The sequence below is a fragment of the Calothrix sp. NIES-2100 genome (genome assembly GCF_963875285.1).
Lineage (GTDB): Bacteria > Cyanobacteriota > Cyanobacteriia > Cyanobacteriales > Nostocaceae > Aulosira.
In genome coordinates this window covers 2836488-2855569 of sequence record NZ_CAWNLA010000001.1, presented here as the reverse complement: position 1 = coordinate 2855569, position 19082 = coordinate 2836488, and the positions used below count along the sequence as shown (strand labels likewise).

General features: G+C 39.2%; 15 protein-coding genes. 2 read left to right on the top strand and 13 right to left on the bottom strand.

Annotation, left to right across the window (positions count from 1 at the left end; genetic code table 11):
- Positions 1 to 132 precede the first annotated feature (132 nt).
- Complete coding sequence (locus tag AACU32_RS12215) at positions 133 to 579, top strand: hypothetical protein (RefSeq protein WP_339377809.1); 447 nt, start codon at positions 133 to 135, stop codon at positions 577 to 579.
- On the opposite strand, the gene AACU32_RS12210 is transcribed toward AACU32_RS12215, so the two are convergent.
- The 5 genes from AACU32_RS12210 to AACU32_RS12190 are packed head-to-tail and all read right to left on the bottom strand — an operon-like array spanning position 541 to position 9075.
- The gene (locus AACU32_RS12210) at positions 541 to 2484 is read right to left on the bottom strand and encodes a TnsD family Tn7-like transposition protein (RefSeq protein ID WP_096599816.1); all 1944 of its coding nucleotides are present in this window, start codon (positions 2482 to 2484) and stop codon (positions 541 to 543) included. The two genes, AACU32_RS12215 and AACU32_RS12210, sit on opposite strands and share 39 nt — an antisense overlap.
- Before the next feature lie 37 nt (positions 2485 to 2521).
- The gene (locus AACU32_RS12205) at positions 2522 to 4471 is read right to left on the bottom strand and encodes a TnsD family Tn7-like transposition protein (RefSeq protein WP_096599814.1); all 1950 of its coding nucleotides are present in this window, start codon (positions 4469 to 4471) and stop codon (positions 2522 to 2524) included.
- Positions 4468 to 6048 (bottom strand): ATP-binding protein, encoded by a 1581-nt coding sequence (locus AACU32_RS12200; RefSeq protein ID WP_339377808.1) that lies wholly within the window; start codon positions 6046 to 6048, stop codon positions 4468 to 4470. The genes AACU32_RS12205 and AACU32_RS12200 overlap by 4 nt, the downstream gene beginning before the upstream one ends.
- A complete protein-coding gene (locus AACU32_RS12195) occupies positions 6038 to 8236 on the bottom strand; it encodes a Mu transposase C-terminal domain-containing protein (RefSeq protein ID WP_096599811.1) in 2199 nt (732 codons plus the stop codon). The genes AACU32_RS12200 and AACU32_RS12195 overlap by 11 nt, the downstream gene beginning before the upstream one ends.
- On the bottom strand, positions 8233 to 9075 hold the full coding sequence (locus AACU32_RS12190) for a TnsA endonuclease N-terminal domain-containing protein (RefSeq protein WP_096599810.1): 843 nt from the start codon (positions 9073 to 9075) through the stop codon (positions 8233 to 8235). Before AACU32_RS12190 ends, AACU32_RS12195 begins: the two co-directional genes overlap by 4 nt.
- A 249-nt stretch (positions 9076 to 9324) precedes the next feature.
- Between AACU32_RS12190 and AACU32_RS12185 the strand changes: the two genes are divergently transcribed.
- Positions 9325 to 10392 (top strand): DNA sulfur modification protein DndB, encoded by a 1068-nt coding sequence (locus AACU32_RS12185; RefSeq protein ID WP_096599808.1) that lies wholly within the window; start codon positions 9325 to 9327, stop codon positions 10390 to 10392.
- Positions 10393 to 10568: 176 nt separating this feature from the next.
- Here AACU32_RS12185 and AACU32_RS12180 read toward each other — a convergent pair whose 3' ends face one another.
- The 8 genes from AACU32_RS12180 to hsdR all read right to left on the bottom strand — a co-directional run bounded on the left by AACU32_RS12180 (position 10569) and on the right by hsdR (position 18979).
- The gene (locus tag AACU32_RS12180; protein ID WP_096599806.1) at positions 10569 to 11180 is read right to left on the bottom strand and encodes a hypothetical protein; all 612 of its coding nucleotides are present in this window, start codon (positions 11178 to 11180) and stop codon (positions 10569 to 10571) included.
- The gene (locus AACU32_RS12175) at positions 11180 to 11527 is read right to left on the bottom strand and encodes an STAS-like domain-containing protein (RefSeq protein ID WP_096599805.1); all 348 of its coding nucleotides are present in this window, start codon (positions 11525 to 11527) and stop codon (positions 11180 to 11182) included. The genes AACU32_RS12180 and AACU32_RS12175 overlap by 1 nt, the downstream gene beginning before the upstream one ends.
- Positions 11528 to 11543: 16 nt before the next feature.
- On the bottom strand, positions 11544 to 12419 hold the full coding sequence (locus AACU32_RS12170; RefSeq protein ID WP_096599803.1) for an ATP-binding protein: 876 nt from the start codon (positions 12417 to 12419) through the stop codon (positions 11544 to 11546).
- Positions 12420 to 12489: 70 nt separating this feature from the next.
- The gene (locus AACU32_RS12165; protein WP_096599801.1) at positions 12490 to 13689 is read right to left on the bottom strand and encodes a restriction endonuclease subunit S; all 1200 of its coding nucleotides are present in this window, start codon (positions 13687 to 13689) and stop codon (positions 12490 to 12492) included.
- A gap of 8 nt (positions 13690 to 13697) precedes the next feature.
- The gene (locus tag AACU32_RS12160) at positions 13698 to 15491 is read right to left on the bottom strand and encodes an N-6 DNA methylase (RefSeq protein WP_096599800.1); all 1794 of its coding nucleotides are present in this window, start codon (positions 15489 to 15491) and stop codon (positions 13698 to 13700) included.
- Between the two features lie 10 nt (positions 15492 to 15501).
- On the bottom strand, positions 15502 to 16179 hold the full coding sequence (locus AACU32_RS12155) for a hypothetical protein (protein ID WP_096599799.1): 678 nt from the start codon (positions 16177 to 16179) through the stop codon (positions 15502 to 15504).
- The gene (locus tag AACU32_RS12150) at positions 16169 to 16582 is read right to left on the bottom strand and encodes a hypothetical protein (RefSeq protein ID WP_096599798.1); all 414 of its coding nucleotides are present in this window, start codon (positions 16580 to 16582) and stop codon (positions 16169 to 16171) included. Before AACU32_RS12150 ends, AACU32_RS12155 begins: the two co-directional genes overlap by 11 nt.
- A gap of 9 nt (positions 16583 to 16591) precedes the next feature.
- Positions 16592 to 18979, bottom strand: coding sequence for an EcoAI/FtnUII family type I restriction enzme subunit R (gene hsdR, locus AACU32_RS12145; RefSeq protein WP_096599797.1), 2388 nt, complete (start codon positions 18977 to 18979; stop codon positions 16592 to 16594).
- Positions 18980 to 19082 lie beyond the last annotated feature (103 nt).

The window sequence follows — 19082 nt, the reverse complement described above, 5'->3', positions numbered from 1 at the left end:
AACTGAGAGAATAATTAACTTTAGGTTAGCTATAATTATTTTAATTTTTCAGGATTCAGAATGAAACTTTGGCAGAAGTTAAGTACGAGCTTGGTTGCACTTTTAGCTATAGTTCTTATGTATTTAACAGCTATGTGTATAACCTCAACTCCGGCAGAAGCTAAAGTTGCTTCTACATCTGAAATTCACTTATTTCTATCTAATGAATGGAAAACAATAGCTAATCAACCTAGTTTAGAAGTTGCTGCTGCTATAAACCAGCGCCTTGATATTAGGCGAGACGAAATTGGTAGAGCTATTGTTCATATAATACATGGGCTAGGAACTTATCAAGCAACTGAACCAGTTTTCTTTGCTCATCATGATGGTGGGATTTACGTTTTTAGATTCGTAATTCATTGGGATAGGGATTTAAAAGTTACGAATAGAAAACATACCACTGTAGTTGATTGGGAAGTTTTAAATAATCAACATTATCGTGCTGTAGTTCAGTCAGATAATTCGACTTTCGCCGCTCAACATGTTGAATATCTGAATTACTTATTCTCTCAACTCATGGTCTCTAACCAAAACGTCTAAAGCAGTTGCGATCGCCTGCTTAACTAAACACAACTCTCTTGTCTCTGGGCGTAGACCTGCTCGACGTACCAATTGCCACCTCTGGGGAACAATATTTTCTTGATGGAAACAATCAGCAGCCCATTGAACTCTTCTGACTGCAAATTCTTCTCTAGTCTCGCTCAGTTCAGCTAGAACTTCTGCTGTTTTTGGTAGCCTTTTGAGATGTTTTTTAACCCAAGCACTTGCAGGATGAGCAAGAGAATTAGCGATCGCTGTCTTGCTGATCCAAATTGGTCGATTGACATCTTGCTTCAAGCGCTGAGCTGCAATCTTCACTGCTTCTACCGTTTCAGCATCTCGGTTATTCCAATCTACATATATAGTGCCATTGTTCGTTATTGGGGGTGGCAGATGCTCCACAAGCCAATCTTTATCGTATTTGTATAACTGACCATAAATTGCTGGTGCTTTACTTCGTAATTGTGTTCTTCCCGCCTCAGGATTAGCTTCAATTAGCTCTAACCATTGCTGACGGCAACTTTCAAGGACATCTGGAGCCTGAATAAATGAGAATGCACGAGGCTTAAGTGAGGGACATAACTCAGTTGCTCTCGCCTTAGTATTAGGTCGGGGAAAAGTAAGCTTCAGCCTATCTGCTTGACGAAGCACTGTCTTGACCTTAACTCCCAAAAGGTGACTAATCTCCTTAAGGGTAAGTGATGAGTCTTCCCAGAAAGTTTTTAAAGACTTTTCCCAAACAGAACCATAAACCTTGATTTTCGAGAATCGAAAGTGATCCTCTGGTGATTGATCGGGACTTATCCTAGAGTAAACAAAACCACAGCTACAAACAAATGTACCAGTTGGTTTGTGATTTTCCTGATTATATGTAATCTGACAATTCTTTATGTGCGGTTTTTTGAAATATTTGCAAACAGGGTTAAGGCAGCGCCAAGGACCATTACCGAATGGTTTTGGTGCTTCTTTTAGCTCAAAAAATTCTTGTGCTGTATATCCCAAGAAGTGGATAAATAGCAGATGACGTAGTGGATGGTGAACCCTTTTAGGCAAACGCACTAATTGAGCAAGCCAGTTATCGCGAATCTGCTCATCAAGTGGGCATTGCAACCGATCTAACACTTGGGAGGGGTAGTAATTTTTGAAGAGCCTCAATAATTCCTGAACACGAATCCTACCTGTGTAAGTCACTAACTCTGGATTGGTTTTTACCAAAGATAGGTATTTTTGATACAAAGCTTCTAAGCCAGGGACAAAGCGGCAATTATTCACAAGCCAGTCTATGTCTCTAGCAATCTTCAACAGAATTTTGTGAGCAGAATTTAAGGAGTCTATTGGACGAGGAGATATTACTTGATTTGCCTGTGCTGCGGAAATAAATTCATATATTCGTCTACGATTGTGGGTTAATACACCACTTTTCTCTAAAAAAACTCCATGAGTGGAACAGACTTCAACACCAGGTAATTGATGGAGACGATGCCAGTAGCACTCACCAAACTGCTTGCGATCATCTTCCACACACACTGGACAAAAGCGCAGGTAAGAAGGCATTTCAATAAATCCAGCCACAATTCCCAAGCGTGTATGAATTTTTGAGCCATCATCACCACACATATCTTCCCGAACAAGTTGAAGTCTCTCTGGGGGCAAGAATGGACTATAAAAAGGTAATAGAGTGTGTTTTTGGATGAAATCGTCAACTGTATAACAGCTTCCAGGAGGTAAGGCTGTAACAAGTCTATGAAGCCTGCTTGGTAGGTCAAAGATTGCGATCGCATTTTTTGTTTGGAATAAATCTTGTACTACTGAAATCTGGCTAGGATAGTTCATTCGCTCTTGGAAGCGAGCACAGATACTGTAGAACAATTCATCTGGATAGGCGTTAGGGAAGCAACCAAGCATGAAGTTTTCTAGATTCTACAAACAAAATATAAATATTTCAGAAATTTCTAGTAGGAGTAAGTGATTGTAGAGCAGTGTCTATTGCCTGTTTAATCTGCAATATAGGAGGAGATTTTGGTTGTATACCTGCAAAACGCTCTAGTTGCCTTCGTGTTGGACATATATTCGCTTGTCGAAAATATCTCACTGCCCATTCAATCCGACGAATAGCAAATTCTTCGTATGTCTCAAGTTCTTCAGCTAAAACTTTCTTTGTCAAGGGAAGTTTATCCAAATGTAAGCACAATGAGTGGTACAAATATTGCTCAATATATCTACTAATCTCTGCCTTGGTGATACGTATAGGACGTTCAGGAATACTTCTGATATGTACAACTGAAGCTTTAACATCTTCTGCCAGTTGGATATCGCGTTCTTCCCAGTCCACGATATATTTTGGCGGGAATTTTCCACTATGGTTAGGAGGAGGTAGATGAGCTTCTAGCCAATCATGATTGTACTTTTTAAGATATGCATAAGACGTTGGACATTTTGTCTGAAGTTCCTTTCGTCCTGCCAAATGATTTTTTTCTATGACTTCCAGAATACTGTTTTGATGAAATTGCAATTTTTGTATTTTTCTTGTTTCAAGATTTGTAGCACGAGGCTGATATGTAGGGCTATTCTGAATTGTTCTACCAACGCTAAGTCTTGGAAATGGGATCTGACACAAAACTGCCTGACGCTTAACAGTTCTCTGGGAAACTCCTAGCTGTTTTGCTATTTCATTGAGAGTAACTGACTCATCTTTCCATAACCTAATTAAAGTAGACTCCCATAGTGCGCCATAAATTGTCATATGGGTAGTTCTATTAAATTTATCTTCAGCCTTATTGTCTGGACCTGTTCGCGAATATATAAAATTACAATATAAACAATGAAATGTTCCTACTGGCTTAGTCTTTAGGCTATTAACTTTAATATCACATTTATCAATTACTAGTTTGTGAAATTGCTCACAAACTGTGTTTAGACATAGCCAAGGACCATTCCCAAAGGGTTTAAACTCATCAGGAAGTTGAAAAAAATCTTTAAGAGTATATCCTAAAAATTTAATAACTATTAGATGGCGTATAGGATGTTTAGTTGTGTTACTTAAACGAAATATATTTAGAAGCCAATTATGTTGGTTTCGTTTATCAAACTCGCATTGAAGCAGATGTAGAAGTTGTGGAGAGTAATAACTTGTGAATGCTTCTATTATTTTGTTTATATATAATTTACCGTTGAATGTACCCATACCATTTTCATACAGTAGTTTGACATAACGGTTGTGTATAGATGTGGTACTTGAAGTTAAGTTGCGCTGCTTCAAAAGCCAATCAGCGTCATGAGCAATATCGAGAAGATGTTCATAGTCACGAACAGATAAGTTCAATAAACGTTGTTGATTAGTATGTGTAGCTTGCTCAGCAGAAATAAATTGATACCTGCTTCTCCTATTTTGCCTAGATACTTGACTATTTTCCAAAGGAATTTTATGTAGTGGACAAAGTTCCACACCAGGAAGTTGATGGAGCCGATGCCAGTAGCATTCACCAAGTTGCTCTCTATCCACTTGAACACATAGAGGACAAAAACGTAGATAAGGGGGTAATGCCAAAGAACCTATGCCAATACCTAAATGTTTATAATAAGCTTGAAAGCGACTGCTTCTCATTTCTTGTCTAACTGACAAAGTGATCTCTGGTGGAGAGAACGAGCTATAAAAGGGTAACAGTGTATGGTAATCAATTATGTTCTCAACCGTATAGCAATTTCCTGGGGGTAAAGCTGCAACCAAATCATCTAAGTAGCGTGGTAGCTCTAAATTTACAACGATACGTTTATCACCAAAGAGTTCTTTGACAACAGAATGTTTAACTGGATATTGCATTCGATCAGAATATCGCGCACAAATACTGTACAGCAATTCATCTGGATAAGGTTCAGGAAAAAAACCAATCATCCTGCTATTTCCTCCATAAGATATTCAGAGGCAGATCGAATATAGTCGTTTTGCTTGAGCGCTACATAGGCAGTAATGCCCTGCTTCTCTGCTTGAACTATAATTTCTGATAATGTATTCTTCGCTCTTGTATTTTGACGATGCTTACTAGGTTTTATAGTTGGTTTAGATTCAACATGCCTAGTAGCCTCTTTAGGTTCTGTGACTGTTGTTAGGTTCGGTTCAATTTCTACAGAATTTACTTGGTTAACAAGTATCATCTCTAGTAATTTTTCATCCTGGAAATCAAGTTTGGTTTTTGCCTCTTCTAAAAATGGTTCAATATCAATTGGGTAGACATCCTCACAGTTGATTAACATCTGCCGCTTTCTGTCTTCATTAGTTTCTTTCAAAGCGTTAAGAACTTGCCTAGCTGTGCGGAGACAATCTTTAGCTACTGACTTGATAATTGATTCTGTAATTTTTTCTTTCCCTGTCGTGATAGCTCGTATTTGTGCTAGCATATAAAGCTTTACAGCAAAATCTGTAATACCTTGACATTCGTAATACAAGGCATGACTTAATTCTGGTGTCAGAGGGCAAGATGTTTTAACGTATTGGTAACGCCATAGGGTTTTTACAAAAGTCTGCCAAGTTTCATCTTCCTGCATTGGGTCCCAAATAAAATCTCCTTGACCTGTACCTCGACGTATTTGACGAAATTCACCACTTAAAACATTCCATGCTTTGTAAGTACCAACTAAAACAACTGGCAAACCGATAGTATTTACCAATTGCACAAAAAAATTAAGCATTCTGCTAGCTCCGCCACTCTTACTTGCACTCAAATTTTGAATTTCGTCAATTACAAGAATGCCAATAGCATGTATTGAAGCTACACGAGCTACATTGGGCATTAAGTTATCCACTGTTGAGAGTCTAGTAGTGTAATTTTTGTAGTATGAAGTACCCAAAATATCATCCATAGCTTGAAAAAAGTTAAGACAAAGACCTTTGATTGAGCCATCTTGTGGGCACTCAAGTTTTAGCCATACAAGTTGTCTGAAACTAAAATTTCTATCAAGATATTGGTTATGATTTATTACTTGTGGATAGGTATAAAGAATTTCTTCTATAGCTGTACTTTTACCTATACCACTCACACCAAGTATAGTTAAGCTTCTTGCCGTAGAACGTTGACTTCTTGGAACAAATCCATTGGAATCCATTAATTCCACTGATTGGTTAATGTTTTTCCAAAATCCTATCTGTATTGGATTTCGAGCTTGGTAACCAAGCCTAATAAGTCGCGAAACTGTCTGTTCTAGAGCAAGATGAATTCCTAGAGGAGTAAAAAATTGCAGAGTATTTTGAATCATATGTAAACGTAAGTGGTCAGGCTGATGCCTATCCTCATCTTGATAGTCTGGAAAGTATGCTAAACGTTTTATTACTTCAGGTTTACGTAATATGGGTGGCAAAGCTTCGATAAGTGGGTTGTTACGATAATTCGCAATTGATGGATCTCTATAAGTGGCAACAATCTCTTGCCCTCTACAGACTAAAATTCCAGTATTGTAGGGTCTGTTATTTACCATGATTCCACATTTCTCCAAATATTTCATTTAACATTTCAGTTTCTTGAGGTGCAGCTACATACCCCTCATTACTATCTTCTTTTTGAGTGATATTTGGCATTTGAATTACCTTTGCTGGCTGTCCAGAAAATGAATTTTCACCTAAAGTTTGAGTTTGAATTTTCCGCTCATGGTTACGTTCTTCTTCTCTGTTTTTATGTATATTTTTAATACGAGAACGTTTACTTTGCCCATCAGTAGCTTTTTGAGTTTCCTCTGTAGCTTTAGAAATTATATGTTTAGTGTGAGCATTTAATGCCGCTGTGGACTGTTGTTTTCGTGTAGTGGCAGCTTGCTGATTTATCCTTTGTTGTTTGTAATAGGTTTCTACTTCTCGAAAATCACAACCTTGAAACCTTTGATCTACTTCGAGTAAATAGCATATTTCCATGCGATTACCGCTGTCTAAACGTATATAAATCTGGTTAACAAGTCGCGGATCGTAAGCAACATCGATTCTCCAACTACCTTTATTCCTTGCACGAACAAACCATTGTTCATGCATAGCTAATTCACATGTATAATGCAGTTTGTTAAAAACAATTCCCTCACGGGTAATAGAAGCTTTTGCCGATGGGAGAAGGTTTAGGAGGATAAGGTCACGAGATTTCCAGTGTAGAGAACCTACTCTATTTTCAACTCCCCATTGCCAGAGATTGGCTGGATAAGGCTCAACCTCATCTTGTATCATGTATTGGCTCATAGGATAGTCATACATGCATTTCTCATTGTTGTGATCGAGAATGGACAAAATCATCAATTGTCTGAATTCATGTAAGGTTAAAACCCCATCCAGTCGATAATCTCTATCACCTCGCTCTGGAAGTTTCTTGACTGAACCAGGAAGCCAATGAATTCTCTCATTATTTAATTGATTAAAGCTCTGCTCAATAATACCTTTCATATCTGCCCGGTAAGGCGATGTATTATGGATATCAATATTGAGGATAGAGTTTACTAAATTATCAGCGTTATATCCTTCAAATTCCCCTCGATCTGCAATCAGTTCTTTAGGAAGGTGATGACTAGCCCATTCAGCTTCAGTAATGTTAATTCCGTATCCTCGACAGAACTCAACTTTATCTTCAGTAACGTTTTCTAAGGCTAACATTGCACCTAACCAACTAGAAGGTTCAAGAGTAACGACAAATCCAACTATTAGTCGGCTAAAAACATCAACAACTAAGTAAAGTGTAGGTCTACCGATGGTCTGACTTCGGTTGAGAGAACTTACTAAATAAACATCTGCAATCGTTGCATCGATTTGGAACACTGAACCAGGTCCAAATGCCATTTGAGTTGAGTCTCCCAAAGTTGCCCTATGGCGAAGGTTAAATCTTCGTTCCCCATGACGCGAAATTAATTTTTTAGTAATATCGCAATTTTTTTCATACCAATACTGAAACTGCCTAAAACTGGGCAGTTCTTCCGCTGGTGGCAGAATTGGAACTTTCACACTATTAGAGGATTCTCTATAGGCTATGGCAAAAAACTTTTCAAGTGTGTCCTGATAAGCTTTTGTCAAATATCTTTCTTGAGAATTCTCATAAAATAACCGGATACCTTTACGAAATTTATCCTGAATATCAGCATCAACATTGACTCCAAGTATTTGATCTTTGGCAATGGAGAGTAAACTAGGACGACCTCTTTTGGCACTATTAATTTGCCGCTCTTTGCCTTTTCCACCACACAAGTCAAAATTAGGTAGGAGTGAATTTTTTGTCTGTCCACCTTGCCAGTAACGTCGTAGATCCTTACGAATTGTTGGCTCTGAACGTCCTGTGCTATGAACTGCTTCCTTGATTATTCGACTTCGTTCATGGGGATAAAAAACTTTTTCTCCTTGAGCAATAATTAAGGAGATCGCTTTCCATGCTTCATCTCGATATTTGCGTTGAACATCTGAAAGCTGATTCGTAGGAATAATCTTAGCGCAGGGGTCGTTTTCTAAAATAGTTGCTCTATTGGCAACCAATGCCGCCTCTATATGGTTGTACTTATGAAAGATCGGTTGAGCATTTGGGTGATTGATATCAATAGTTATTACATCAGTACCTGAGGTATCAATCCAGAGCACACGCTCGATTTGGCGATTTTCTTCTAAATCGCTTATCCAGGACAGTAGTTGGTTAATGAAAATTTTCATCCAATTTCTCTTATTGGCTGATCAATATCTACAGATTGAACATTTAGTAGTAAAAGCTTTTGCCTGGGATTAATGGGTTGATTCATATCAACTAACCATTGGCGTGTAGCTAACAAATGCCAAGCAACTGATAAACTATCACCAGCTTCTAAGCCAAGCCTGTCATCACACTCGGCAGTCAGTTCTGTGAGTCTTTCATCCCTCTGCATTACCCACTGAGTTAGCAGTTTTTTTACCTGGGCAATCTCTCGCTCGGAGAGTGATAAGTCATCAGCATAGAAACGATTATGAAGGTGAGCAATGTTGTTGGTTAGAACGGAAGGAATTTCATGTTCTGTGACAATACCCCAACTAGTGTTTCTTGACTCCCAGTATCTGCGTTCAATCTCAAACTTTTCGATAGTTCGTTTGTTATCCAATTCTTTTGCAGGTTTGACTGTACGAGCTTGCTCGCAAATTCCAATGTTCTGAGGAATTGTGATTACAAAGTCAGTTGTCATCACAATAAATTCTTGGGTTTTAGGGTCTTTAGGATGAGGAATACCGCACTGTTCAGCAATTGCTACCGTTTCTTCCAACGGCAGTAATGGGTATTGTTCGCGAATGTCGTAAACTATTGGCGACCATTCAAGGGCATAAAAGTAGTTAAGCTCCATTTTGCTGAGCAAGTGATGGACTCTTTTTGTTTTCCAGCCCTTTGTCCGTGTTGCTAAACCTTGAGAAGCTACATCTTGAATCAGCAACCAGGGGGTGTAGTCGTGACCTCTACCTTCCCCACGACCTTGGCTGATACGTTTATCGATTACTGCCTGATTAGTTGCTCTGCGACGTTTAGCCATAGCATTATTTTGCTTTTTGCTGGACTACTTACAATAAAAATACCATACTTGTACGTTACTTTTAACATACAAAAATGGCATTACTAAGGATTGGCAAAAAAACTTTAGAAGTGTGAGAACACAACGAAAGTTAGCTTGGACAGTATTAATTTAGTTAAAATTGATACTTGTTATAGGTTAAAGCAAATCAAAAATCATATATAGAGTGTGGTATCATAACCAATAGATAATCAAGCGGGGAAGCTGACTATGACTGCCTTTAAGTATGTTTTCCCCGTGATCAGAGGGATTCAAAACGAAAGTGAATTTTACCTTTGTTGGTGTCCAGTTCAGGTCATACTAGAACTATTTACCTTCAAGGAAGAAATGGCGGTTCCAGCCAGCGTGCGGCGCTCTCTAAATTCAACCTTTAATGCGGAATTGGCGAAAAATATTATAACTAAGCCTCTTTATACAAGTTTTTACCCACTAATTATCTTTATTGATGGTGAAGTTACTTTTGAGGCAATTAATCTAGAAAAAGATACTGCAAATCTAGGTCACTTAAAAGTACCTATTGATACTAAAACTGTAGTTCTTCCGGTTCATAATCCTATTGCAGCGCTCAAACTTGCTCACGCTCAAAATCCAGATTTGGGAAATTTGCTTATCCCGCTACATTTTTATCAAGATATTGGTTTAAAGCGCCTTCAGCAATTGAAAACTGCTAAATCTATAATTTTGAATTGCATTAATCCAGAATTAGGCTATCACTCTCGTCCAATGATTTTGGCAATATCTGTAATCACAGAGGTCAACATCTTTAAAGATTTGACTGATGTTGAACGCAGCAGTTTACCTATGCGTTCCCAGAAATTGTTTACACTCAGTGGTATAAGAAATGCTACTCTGACTCTACTGGTCAATCATGAGAAGGCTGATTTAGAGACCCAGATTCAACTAGCAATTCGTTACTGGAATGCTGTCTGTGCTAATATCCCAGACTGGGAGCGAGTTCGTGAAGGTAAAATTAGTTCAGGCAAAATCCGTCAGGACTTTGTTCATGGTCATGGAGTAACGCTGGCAGCATTGGGACATCTGGGAGCTGAACTAATCTCACTCTACCCTGAAGACTGGGAAGTTTGGTTGCATAAGTTACAACAGATTAATTGGTCACGCTCGAATCCAGAATGGGAGAATCGAGTAATTTTTGGAGATCGTATTTCTAAATCTCGGACAAGTGTGAGTTTGTTAACGTCTTATCTTCAGAAATGTTTAGATTTACCTTTAACACCTAAGAGTAAGTCAGTACCAACAAAGAAGCATAATCAAGAGTAGAGTATAAGCGATCGCAAGAAATTAAGCTTTCCGTTAGAATGTCCAAACTGTGGCGCAAGCTGTAATCAGCTTTGTGCATAATCTTAGCTGTGCTTGATGACTTTTGTTCAGATAGCAGAACCTCAAAAGCCAATTTAGAAAGTTGAGGCGATGTCTAGCGACAAGTCGATGCGTATCTACCTAACCAGAAGTTTACCTTGGCTTGTTGCAGCAGCGATCGCACTATTATTTGCAGTAAACACTTTAATACCTGGGACAGTCACATAATCACCATCATCGGTAATTATCTGCGTGACTCCTGCTTTGTCCATCGCCTCCAGTATCAGCAAGTCGTAACCATCAAGCAATTGGGTTTGGAATCTGGTTAGCGCCGCATTGCTTGTTTCTTCGCTCACTAAAACGTCAGTACATACCGCAGTAGATGTCACCTGGCTCCAAGCTGCTTGAACTTCAGCAACAACTTTTGCTCTTTGTGTTGGGTAGTTATGGCGGTAATCCTTAGATGAAAATTTAGGATTAGGATTAAATATTTGTTTTTCTGTTTGCTCAATGTTGTGTGCTAATTCTGCCAATGAAAGACCGCAGTATAACAGCAATGAGTTAGCAGAAATAGCTTTGGCAATGTAGGAAGGATAATCTGTAATCTGATAAGGACGAGAAGAAATGCTGGCATTAGTATAGGTAAACCAATACCAGGCGTTTGTATCTACTAAGAAAATATCATCATTTTTCGGAGCGTCAGACCGGATATCAACCACTTCAGCCTGAACTGTGTAGTTGACTGGCATTACTGTGTATTTGCTTGTTCGCCGATCACTTGGTCTACTCTGCTACGAAAATCAGGATCGGAGTAATACCGCTTTGAATTTTCGATGACTAGTTTGAGTATTTGCTTACCGACTGTATTAAGATTGGAGAATTTCAACAGACGATTGAGGGTTTCTGGCTGAATATCGCGAAGTAATTGTCCAATAGCAAAGTTAAAGAAGGGAGAAGCAAAAATTTCTACTCCTGCAAAGTCTAGCTCAACTTCATTAAAAGCTAATAATTCTGGATGAACCAAATCATACACTTTCTGACCATCGCCAGGTGTAATACAGTTTTTGCCTATTAGGGTTAGGATTTCGTGTTTCATAGTCCGCACATCACCCTTAAAACAACGGCTCGTCATCTGGTTCAAGCTCCAAAGCATAATACGATTCGTCGCACAGGAGTGTAATATTTACCAGTGTTCCTCCAAATAAACTTTGTCTATTTTCGTAAACTTCCTGTTTTTCATCTATTGTCGCACATCCATCATGGCTTAAAATTTGAAGTTTTCCCTTATTTATATGAACGAATTGTTTTAAATAGTCAAGACCAATACCACCCGTGACTCGTCCACCCCTAGTAGTTGTCCCCTTTTGAAAAGCCCATTTTAATGCTTGGTCTGCTGATAAGTTGGGATTTTTCTGGAAATCGCGCACATTCTGAGGGATTCCTACGCCAAAGTCAACTACTGTCAGTTTAAGTTCTTTCAGTTCAGGATAATGTTGTCCGCAGCTAAAGACCCCTATATCTGTCCGTCCATGTTCAAAAGCATTGGCATAAATTTCTAAAACTGTTGCCACAATTAGCTTTTGCAAATCTGGGCTGACATGAACCCAGCCTCTACCCAGCCATTGCTCGGCTAGGTATTGAACCAACTCGTCTTTATTTTCCTTCGGGTCTTCTCGATACGGGATAGAGTTTCCCTGCCAAGGTGCCATATCCTGGCAAAAGGCATACATAAACCCATTTTGTTGCAGATTTATCTTGACTTTTTTATGAAGAGTATCTTGTTGAAAAGTGACTTTTCTACCTTGTGATTCAATTAAACGAATTAATCCACCCAGAAAAGCTACTGCATTTGGTCGTAGAAACCAACATTTGGAAAAGTCAAAGATTACTTCTGAGCAGTCTTCGTTGACTTTTTGCCAAAGTTGAAACAAGCTATCAAAGTCATCTAGGTTATCATTGACAGTCGGAATTTGAAGAGTAAGGCTCACAATTCCCTTTTTAATGCTTTGTTAAGTGTCGATCTTAGCAGGGGTTGTAATGGTAATTGGTGAGTTTTATCTATAATTCTCCTTTGAATGCTTTATCCAAGATAGAAGGTAGTAGTGCATCAAGTTCTTTCATCGCCTGTTCTCTTAGTTGTTGCATTGTGTCTAGTTTGGTTTGTAGTTCATCGAGGTAGGCGACAATGCGGCGTTGTTCTGGGAGAGGTGGAAGAGGAATTGGTATACGTCTCATATCAGCTACATTTAATTCAGTTAGACGGAAACCAACTTTTTCTCTTGTCCAGTCACCTTTTTCTCGGCTTCTTAACTGTACTTGTCCTTGAAAACCTTTTAAATATGCGTATAAGTATTCTGCTAGTATGATCTCTCTGTTTGCTCTAGCAATCGCTATATGAGTATCAGTTGAAGCCACTATTTCCGAAGCGGTATAATAAGCTACTCGACCTAAACAACCAGCAGCAGAACAAGCTATGAGAATATCGCCATGTCTAGCAATTGCCTCTGGAGAGACTTTAGCAGCAATGTCAGGTGCTAAAGTTATCTGAGGCTTGACATATTTGCCCATTTGAACATGCTGCGTTTTAATTAGGTAATGGTTGGATTCTCCTTGCTTCGATTGACGACCACGCGACAGATAAGTAGTCACATCTTGTAAAGTCGGGGCATTTTTTAAGCTTTCGTCAGTCCAAATTTTGACTTCTTCTGCACCCATTAAAGCTTCTACTTCCTTCAGAGCTTGTTGACGTAGCGATCGCACTTCCTCAATCTTCCCAACCAGTTCCTCAACCCGATCCACAACCCGCCGTTGTTCCTCCAGCGGTGGTAGAGGGATTTCAACAGTCAGAAATAAATCTGGTTTAATCCTATTTTTACCACTAGTACCTTGCGAAAGTTGAGCGCATTTATCCCAAAACTCTCTCGTTTTTGTATACCAATGTAACCACCTCGGTAAAACTTCATTTAAATCAAGTTCAAATGTTGGAAACTCTCCAGACGCAGCACATCCATCAACATCTTTTCCTGCAATTGCAATAGAGCCATGTCTAACCCATATTTTATTGATGATTAGGTCGTATTCTCTAACAATAGATAAAGTTTTAGCTGCTGTCTGAGAACCATCAATAGTTTCTCGTTCATATGCACCTTCTCCCCACCACTTAACACCTATAGTGCGATATGAAGTGCCAGGCAATACATCTATTGTTCGTAAAACTTGTTTTGCAATCTTCCTCAAAGGAATTGTGGTAATTATCATATCTCTGTCTATGTAAATAGCTGCTGAATCTCTTTCATAATCTCAGCAACCCGTCTATCTTTCTCCAAAATATCAGCTACCAACTGCTCAGGTGGTAAATGCTCAAAATCCTGCTGATTATTTGGATTTTTGCGATCAAGATTATAAATTGCCCAGTAAATAGCATCTCCTTTAGCATTTTCATCTTTAGCAATCTCGCGCTGATTTCGCTCCTCAGTTTGAGTCTGTTGCACCTCATCTTTGAGTACCTGAATCTGGTTCTTAATCTGTGCAACATCTTTCGGTGGTGAAAAGTCCAAAATTGAATTTTGTAAACCTTGAATTTTATCAGCTAATTCTTTAACTGTCTTTGCAAGCTGATTAGCTGTTTCCTCTGCTTTCTTAGCAGCATCCCAATGAGGTGTTGCTTCTTTTATTGCCTGATTATAAGCTTCCCTAAAGTTATGCTTCCAAGCCTGTTCCTTCTCTTCTCGATTCTTCCACCATGCCACACATTCAGCAAAATCTTCATCCTGTATTGGCTTAGTTTTAGTAAAAGTTTTTCGTCCTTCTGGCAAAGGTAATTCATAGTACCAAATCTCATCCGTTTGTCCAGAACGGTCAAAAAATAACAAATTTGTGGGAATGCCAGTATAAGGCGCAAACACCCCATTAGGTAAACGGACAATGGTATGCAGATTAAAATTATTGAGCAAATCTTCCTTGATTTTGGCGCACATATTATCCCCAAATAGCACCCCATTGGGAAAAACTACGGCTGCGCGTCCTGATTTGGGTCTTTGTCTGAGACGACGCATAATCAACTGAAGGAATAACAACGCCGTTTCTTTAGTTTGTCTATCTGGGGGAAAGTTATTTTTAATTCTGTCTTCCTCCTCACCCCCAAACGGCGGATTAGTGAGAATGATGTCCACCCAGTCTTTTTCACCCATTTCGGCAATAGTAAACCGCAGACTATTACCATCATCAATATCGGGATATTCAAATCCATGTAACAGCAAACTCATGTGCGCTAACATCAAAGGCAAGGATTTTGCCTCACCGCCAATAATGCTTTTTTGCAATATCTGCCAATCTTGGGCGCTACAATTCTTTTTCAGGTATTCATACGCCTCCACCAAAAAACCACCAGTTCCGCAAGCAGGGTCAAAAATGGTTTCTCCCAGTTTCGGTTCCATCACCTGTACAATAAACCGCACTACCGGACGGGGGGTGTAAAATTCTCCCGAATCTCCCGCAGCGTCCCGCATTTCTTTCAGCATGGACTCATAAAGGGTGCTGAGGAGGTTCACCTCTTCTGATTTATCAAAGTGAATATCATTTACCTTATTCAGCACATCCCACAGCAACGTCCCGCTAATCATGCGGTTAGTGACATCTTTGAACACCTTGGCGATGACATCAGCGCGATCTCGCCCGGTTTTGCTTTTGAGATTTCGCAAATAGGCGAGTAACCCTGCTCCTTTCGTGCCATCTGGTAAAATTGCTTCATCATTGTTGATGAAACTTTTCAGGCGATCGCTCGTAAAATTTTCATTAGCTGCCCAATCTCGCCAGCGATAAGGCGGTTGAATAGTTGGTTTATAGGAAATTCCTTCTAATTGTGCTTCCACCTCATGCAGTTTCTCGGAATCATCTAAAAGTTTCAAAAACATGATCCAAGTCAATTGTGGAAGACGGTCTAATTCTCCATTCAATCCTTTATCTGTCCGCATGATGTCACGCGCTGACTTAATCACGCTTCCTAGTTTTTGGGCTGTAGTTACGGGTTTATCGTTTTGTTTGGTAGTGCGTTTGGGCATAAATTAAGAATTAGTATCTTGCTTTAAAATCTTGAAAATTGACTTGAAAAGCATACATAAGTTTATTCAGATTATTAGTTTTACCTGGAACTATATAATGCGCCCATTTGTGAGGCTTATTAGCTAATAATTTAATTACATTCTTGGAAGTATTATTTGAAACAAAATAGCAATCACCTTCTAGTCTGGTTAATGTAGAGTTCAAACCAATAAAAGAACGAGCTAAATGCAAAGGTAAATCTGAACTGTAATGCTTACATTCTGCCACAATAAGCACTTTAGACGAACGGGGTTGTTCTCTCTTTCTTCGGCATCTTGAAGCTTCTTCCTGATACAGAACACATACATCACATTCTTGGGCGACTTGAGCTTGTCCTTTGACTTTGATTCCAATATGCACTTCTAACAATGGTTTATTATTGCCAAAATTAAGCACTGCATGAGTAAATGGTTGAGTATTCCAGTATATTTGTCCTGGACTTTGGCGGAAAATTAAATGATTAGTGTTTCTCTCAAAAATATCTTCGTAATAAACATTTGCACCTTCATTCTCTGCTGCTTTTATAATTATGCTAAATATATAAAACTCAAACAAATCTGATGTTGCATTAGATGTAGTTACTCCAATATTTACAGCACTTCCTAATCTGTTTCTAATACCTTGTATTAAGGAAGAATTAATTGACACTACGATTAACCTCGAATCGCAAATTGTTTAAATAATCTCTAAGTTCTCTTGCTGAAGATATCCGTTCTTCAAGTAGTCTAGGAGCAAATACAAAAAAATCCCCTTCTCGTTCATCTGAAGGATAAAATCTGACTTCCTGACTAAGTTCTTGAGCAGACAAGAATCTACTCATTTCAGTTGCTATTTCTAAAGTATTTACAACAGCTTGCTCAATGGCATTAATCAAAAGCAAAAGTTGCTCTTGAACAGAATATTCTTCTGTTCTATTTCTTCCTTGATTTTCTTCAATATTTTTGCCTTCACGAATAGTCTGATCAACTTGTTCAGTAACCCACTCTAGATCAAATGAATCTAAAATTTCTTCTAATTGCCTATAAGCAATAAAACAGTCTTCTTCGTCCACAAATTACTCCTAAGCTGAATACAATAAGTTTTGCAAGTGTTTTACTGCTTCCCTAAGTTGCTGAACTCCACCAAACCTTTGAGCAATTTCAGCCACATTTCCATATTTATCAAATTCGCGGTTAGCCTTAAATGTTGTTGGAATATTAAACTCCTCAACTCCTTTCTCTGCATACTTATCCAAAAGTATCTCTAAAATTGTCCTAGCATCCTCCCCATATCGCTCAAAAAAGTCAGCCTTACGACGCAACCTTTCAGCCCGTTGTTTGCAAGTCATCACCGGAGCATCAAAGGCAATATGACATAGTAAATCAAAAGGGTCTGCTTCGGGAAGATTAGTAACTTGTTTTAACTCATCAAAATCAATTCCCCGGTCTGCCAACAACTCAATAATCTCTGAACGCTGTTCTGGATCTGCCCAGCGTTGCTGTATTTCTATGGTAGAACGATAAAGAATTCTAACCTGCTCTCTGGTGTAGTCAATTAATCGAGACAAGCGCAGTTGATTGTCTGGGTTTAAATCATAAATTCTTTCTTCAACAATCTCTTCGCTCCCCCCATCAGCGTAATATTTCCGAGGTGGTGCGTCATCGTCATCTGGGAGTCCCCAAAATCCAGACTTGTCGTCATCATCTTCCAAATCTTCTGCTTCGTCTAACTCTGCTGACTCCAGTTCCTCCTCATGTTCAGAGAGAATTTCCCCCCGATCGTCTATCTCCGATTGATTAATGAGGGCGGGTTCTCCGTCAAAATCTCTATCTTCAAATAATACTGTGCTATTGGTGTAGTCGAGTATATTAAAAGACAGCTTACCCCGTTCTTCTCGCACACGAGTTCCCCGTCCAATAATCTGCTTAAAGTCTGTCATTGAACGAATAACACGGGCAAGCACAACATTTTTACAGGTGGGAACATCCACCCCTGTTGTTAGTAACCTAGCAGTTACAGCAATAACATGAGTTTCATTTAAGACATCTTTGAATTTATAGAGATGTCCCTTACCCACATCACCAGCTTCAGCAGTAATGCGAGTGATGTAGTCAGGATTTGTTCTGGTGATATCGCTGTTGAGGTTACGTAATTCCTTGATCATTGCCTTAACGTGCGGCTCATCCACACAAAAGACAATGGTTTTGGCATAGCGATCGCTACTTTTGAGAAAATCAGTAATATGTTGTGCGATCGCTTTTGTCCTTGCTTCTCTGACTAATTTGCGCTCAAAGTCTGGAGTTAGATAAACTTCATCAGGAATAGTTCTTCCATAGCGGTCAATTTGTCCAGCATTAGGTCGCCATCCTTCGCGATCGGAACGGGTAAGAACCCGATAAACTCGATAGGGAGCTAAGAAACCATCATCAATCCCTTGTTTGAGGGAATAGGTATAAAGGGGATTACCAAAGTAGCGATAGGTATCAACGTTATCATCTCGTAGCGGTGTCGCTGTCAATCCCAACTGATACGCAGGTTCAAAATGTTCTAGAATTTGTCGCCAGTTACTTTCATCCCTAGCACTACCCCGGTGACACTCATCAACAATAATCAAGTCAAAATAATCAGGACTGTATTCCCTGTAAAGTCCAAAGCTATCTTCTCTATCACCAATCGCTTGATAAATTGCAAAGTAAAGGTCACGTCCTTTTTTTGCTTCCCCCTGAATCTTGTAAATTTTCTCCTGATTAAAGGCAGAAAAATCCTTATTCATGGGATCATCTACCAGTACGTTACGATCTGCCAAAAACAGAATTCTAGGAGAACGAGATTCTCCAGAAACATTCCACTCCAAACTTGACAGTTTCCAAGCGATTTGGAAAGCAACAGTAGTTTTACCTGTTCCCGTCGCCAATGTTAGCAGTAGACGCTTTTGACCTTTGAAAATCGCCGCTAGTGCTGCATTAATAGCATTTCGTTGATAGTAACGCAGTGATTTACCTGGTGTTGGATAAAAGGGAGTCAGCAGTTTTTCTGCTATGTCTGGGCTAATTTGCTCATTAGCTTCCCCTTTTAACCTTTGCCAAAGTTCATCAGGGCTAGGAAACGAGTTCATCACATCAGACTGCTTACCTGTGATGAAGTCATACTCTACAATTCCTTCGCCATTGGTAGAGTAAGCAAACTTCACTTTGAGAATTTGAGCATAGGCGATCGCCTGTTCCAATCCCTCATCAGGAGTTTTATATTTCCTTTTTGCCTCTACTACTGCTAAGTGAAACTCGCTGTTATACAGTAGTAAATAATCTGCAAATTTCCGTTTACCACGAGGCTGACGCTTGTTTTTTGGGCGAATCTTGCCATCAGTGAAGTAATACTGCTCAGTATAATCGTGTGGTTCCTGCTCCCACCCCGCATCTCTTAATTTGGGTTCAACATACTTACGGCAGGTATTAGCTTCATTGCTCATCACATTTAATCCTACTGAATAAGCACAAACAAACACCTAACAGAGCTAGCAACAGCAGTATATTTGCCCTGTTACTATAGTTGATCCACCAATTACCGCAAAT

Excerpts from the sequence above, each read along its gene's own strand:
- AACU32_RS12215 (WP_339377809.1), top strand. The coding sequence starts at position 133 with ATGTGTATAACCTCAACTCCGGCAGAAGCTAAAGTTGCTTCTACATCT.
- hsdR (WP_096599797.1), bottom strand. The coding sequence starts at position 18,979 with ATGAGCAATGAAGCTAATACCTGCCGTAAGTATGTTGAACCCAAATTA.
- AACU32_RS12200 (WP_339377808.1), bottom strand. The coding sequence starts at position 6,048 with ATGGTAAATAACAGACCCTACAATACTGGAATTTTAGTCTGTAGAGGG.
- AACU32_RS12210 (WP_096599816.1), bottom strand. The coding sequence starts at position 2,484 with ATGCTTGGTTGCTTCCCTAACGCCTATCCAGATGAATTGTTCTACAGT.
- AACU32_RS12160 (WP_096599800.1), bottom strand. The coding sequence starts at position 15,491 with ATGCCCAAACGCACTACCAAACAAAACGATAAACCCGTAACTACAGCC.
- AACU32_RS12195 (WP_096599811.1), bottom strand. The coding sequence starts at position 8,236 with ATGAAAATTTTCATTAACCAACTACTGTCCTGGATAAGCGATTTAGAA.
- AACU32_RS12165 (WP_096599801.1), bottom strand. The coding sequence starts at position 13,689 with ATGATAATTACCACAATTCCTTTGAGGAAGATTGCAAAACAAGTTTTA.
- AACU32_RS12175 (WP_096599805.1), bottom strand. The coding sequence starts at position 11,527 with ATGAAACACGAAATCCTAACCCTAATAGGCAAAAACTGTATTACACCT.
- AACU32_RS12185 (WP_096599808.1), top strand. The coding sequence starts at position 9,325 with ATGACTGCCTTTAAGTATGTTTTCCCCGTGATCAGAGGGATTCAAAAC.
- AACU32_RS12190 (WP_096599810.1), bottom strand. The coding sequence starts at position 9,075 with ATGGCTAAACGTCGCAGAGCAACTAATCAGGCAGTAATCGATAAACGT.
- AACU32_RS12205 (WP_096599814.1), bottom strand. The coding sequence starts at position 4,471 with ATGATTGGTTTTTTTCCTGAACCTTATCCAGATGAATTGCTGTACAGT.
- AACU32_RS12180 (WP_096599806.1), bottom strand. The coding sequence starts at position 11,180 with ATGCCAGTCAACTACACAGTTCAGGCTGAAGTGGTTGATATCCGGTCT.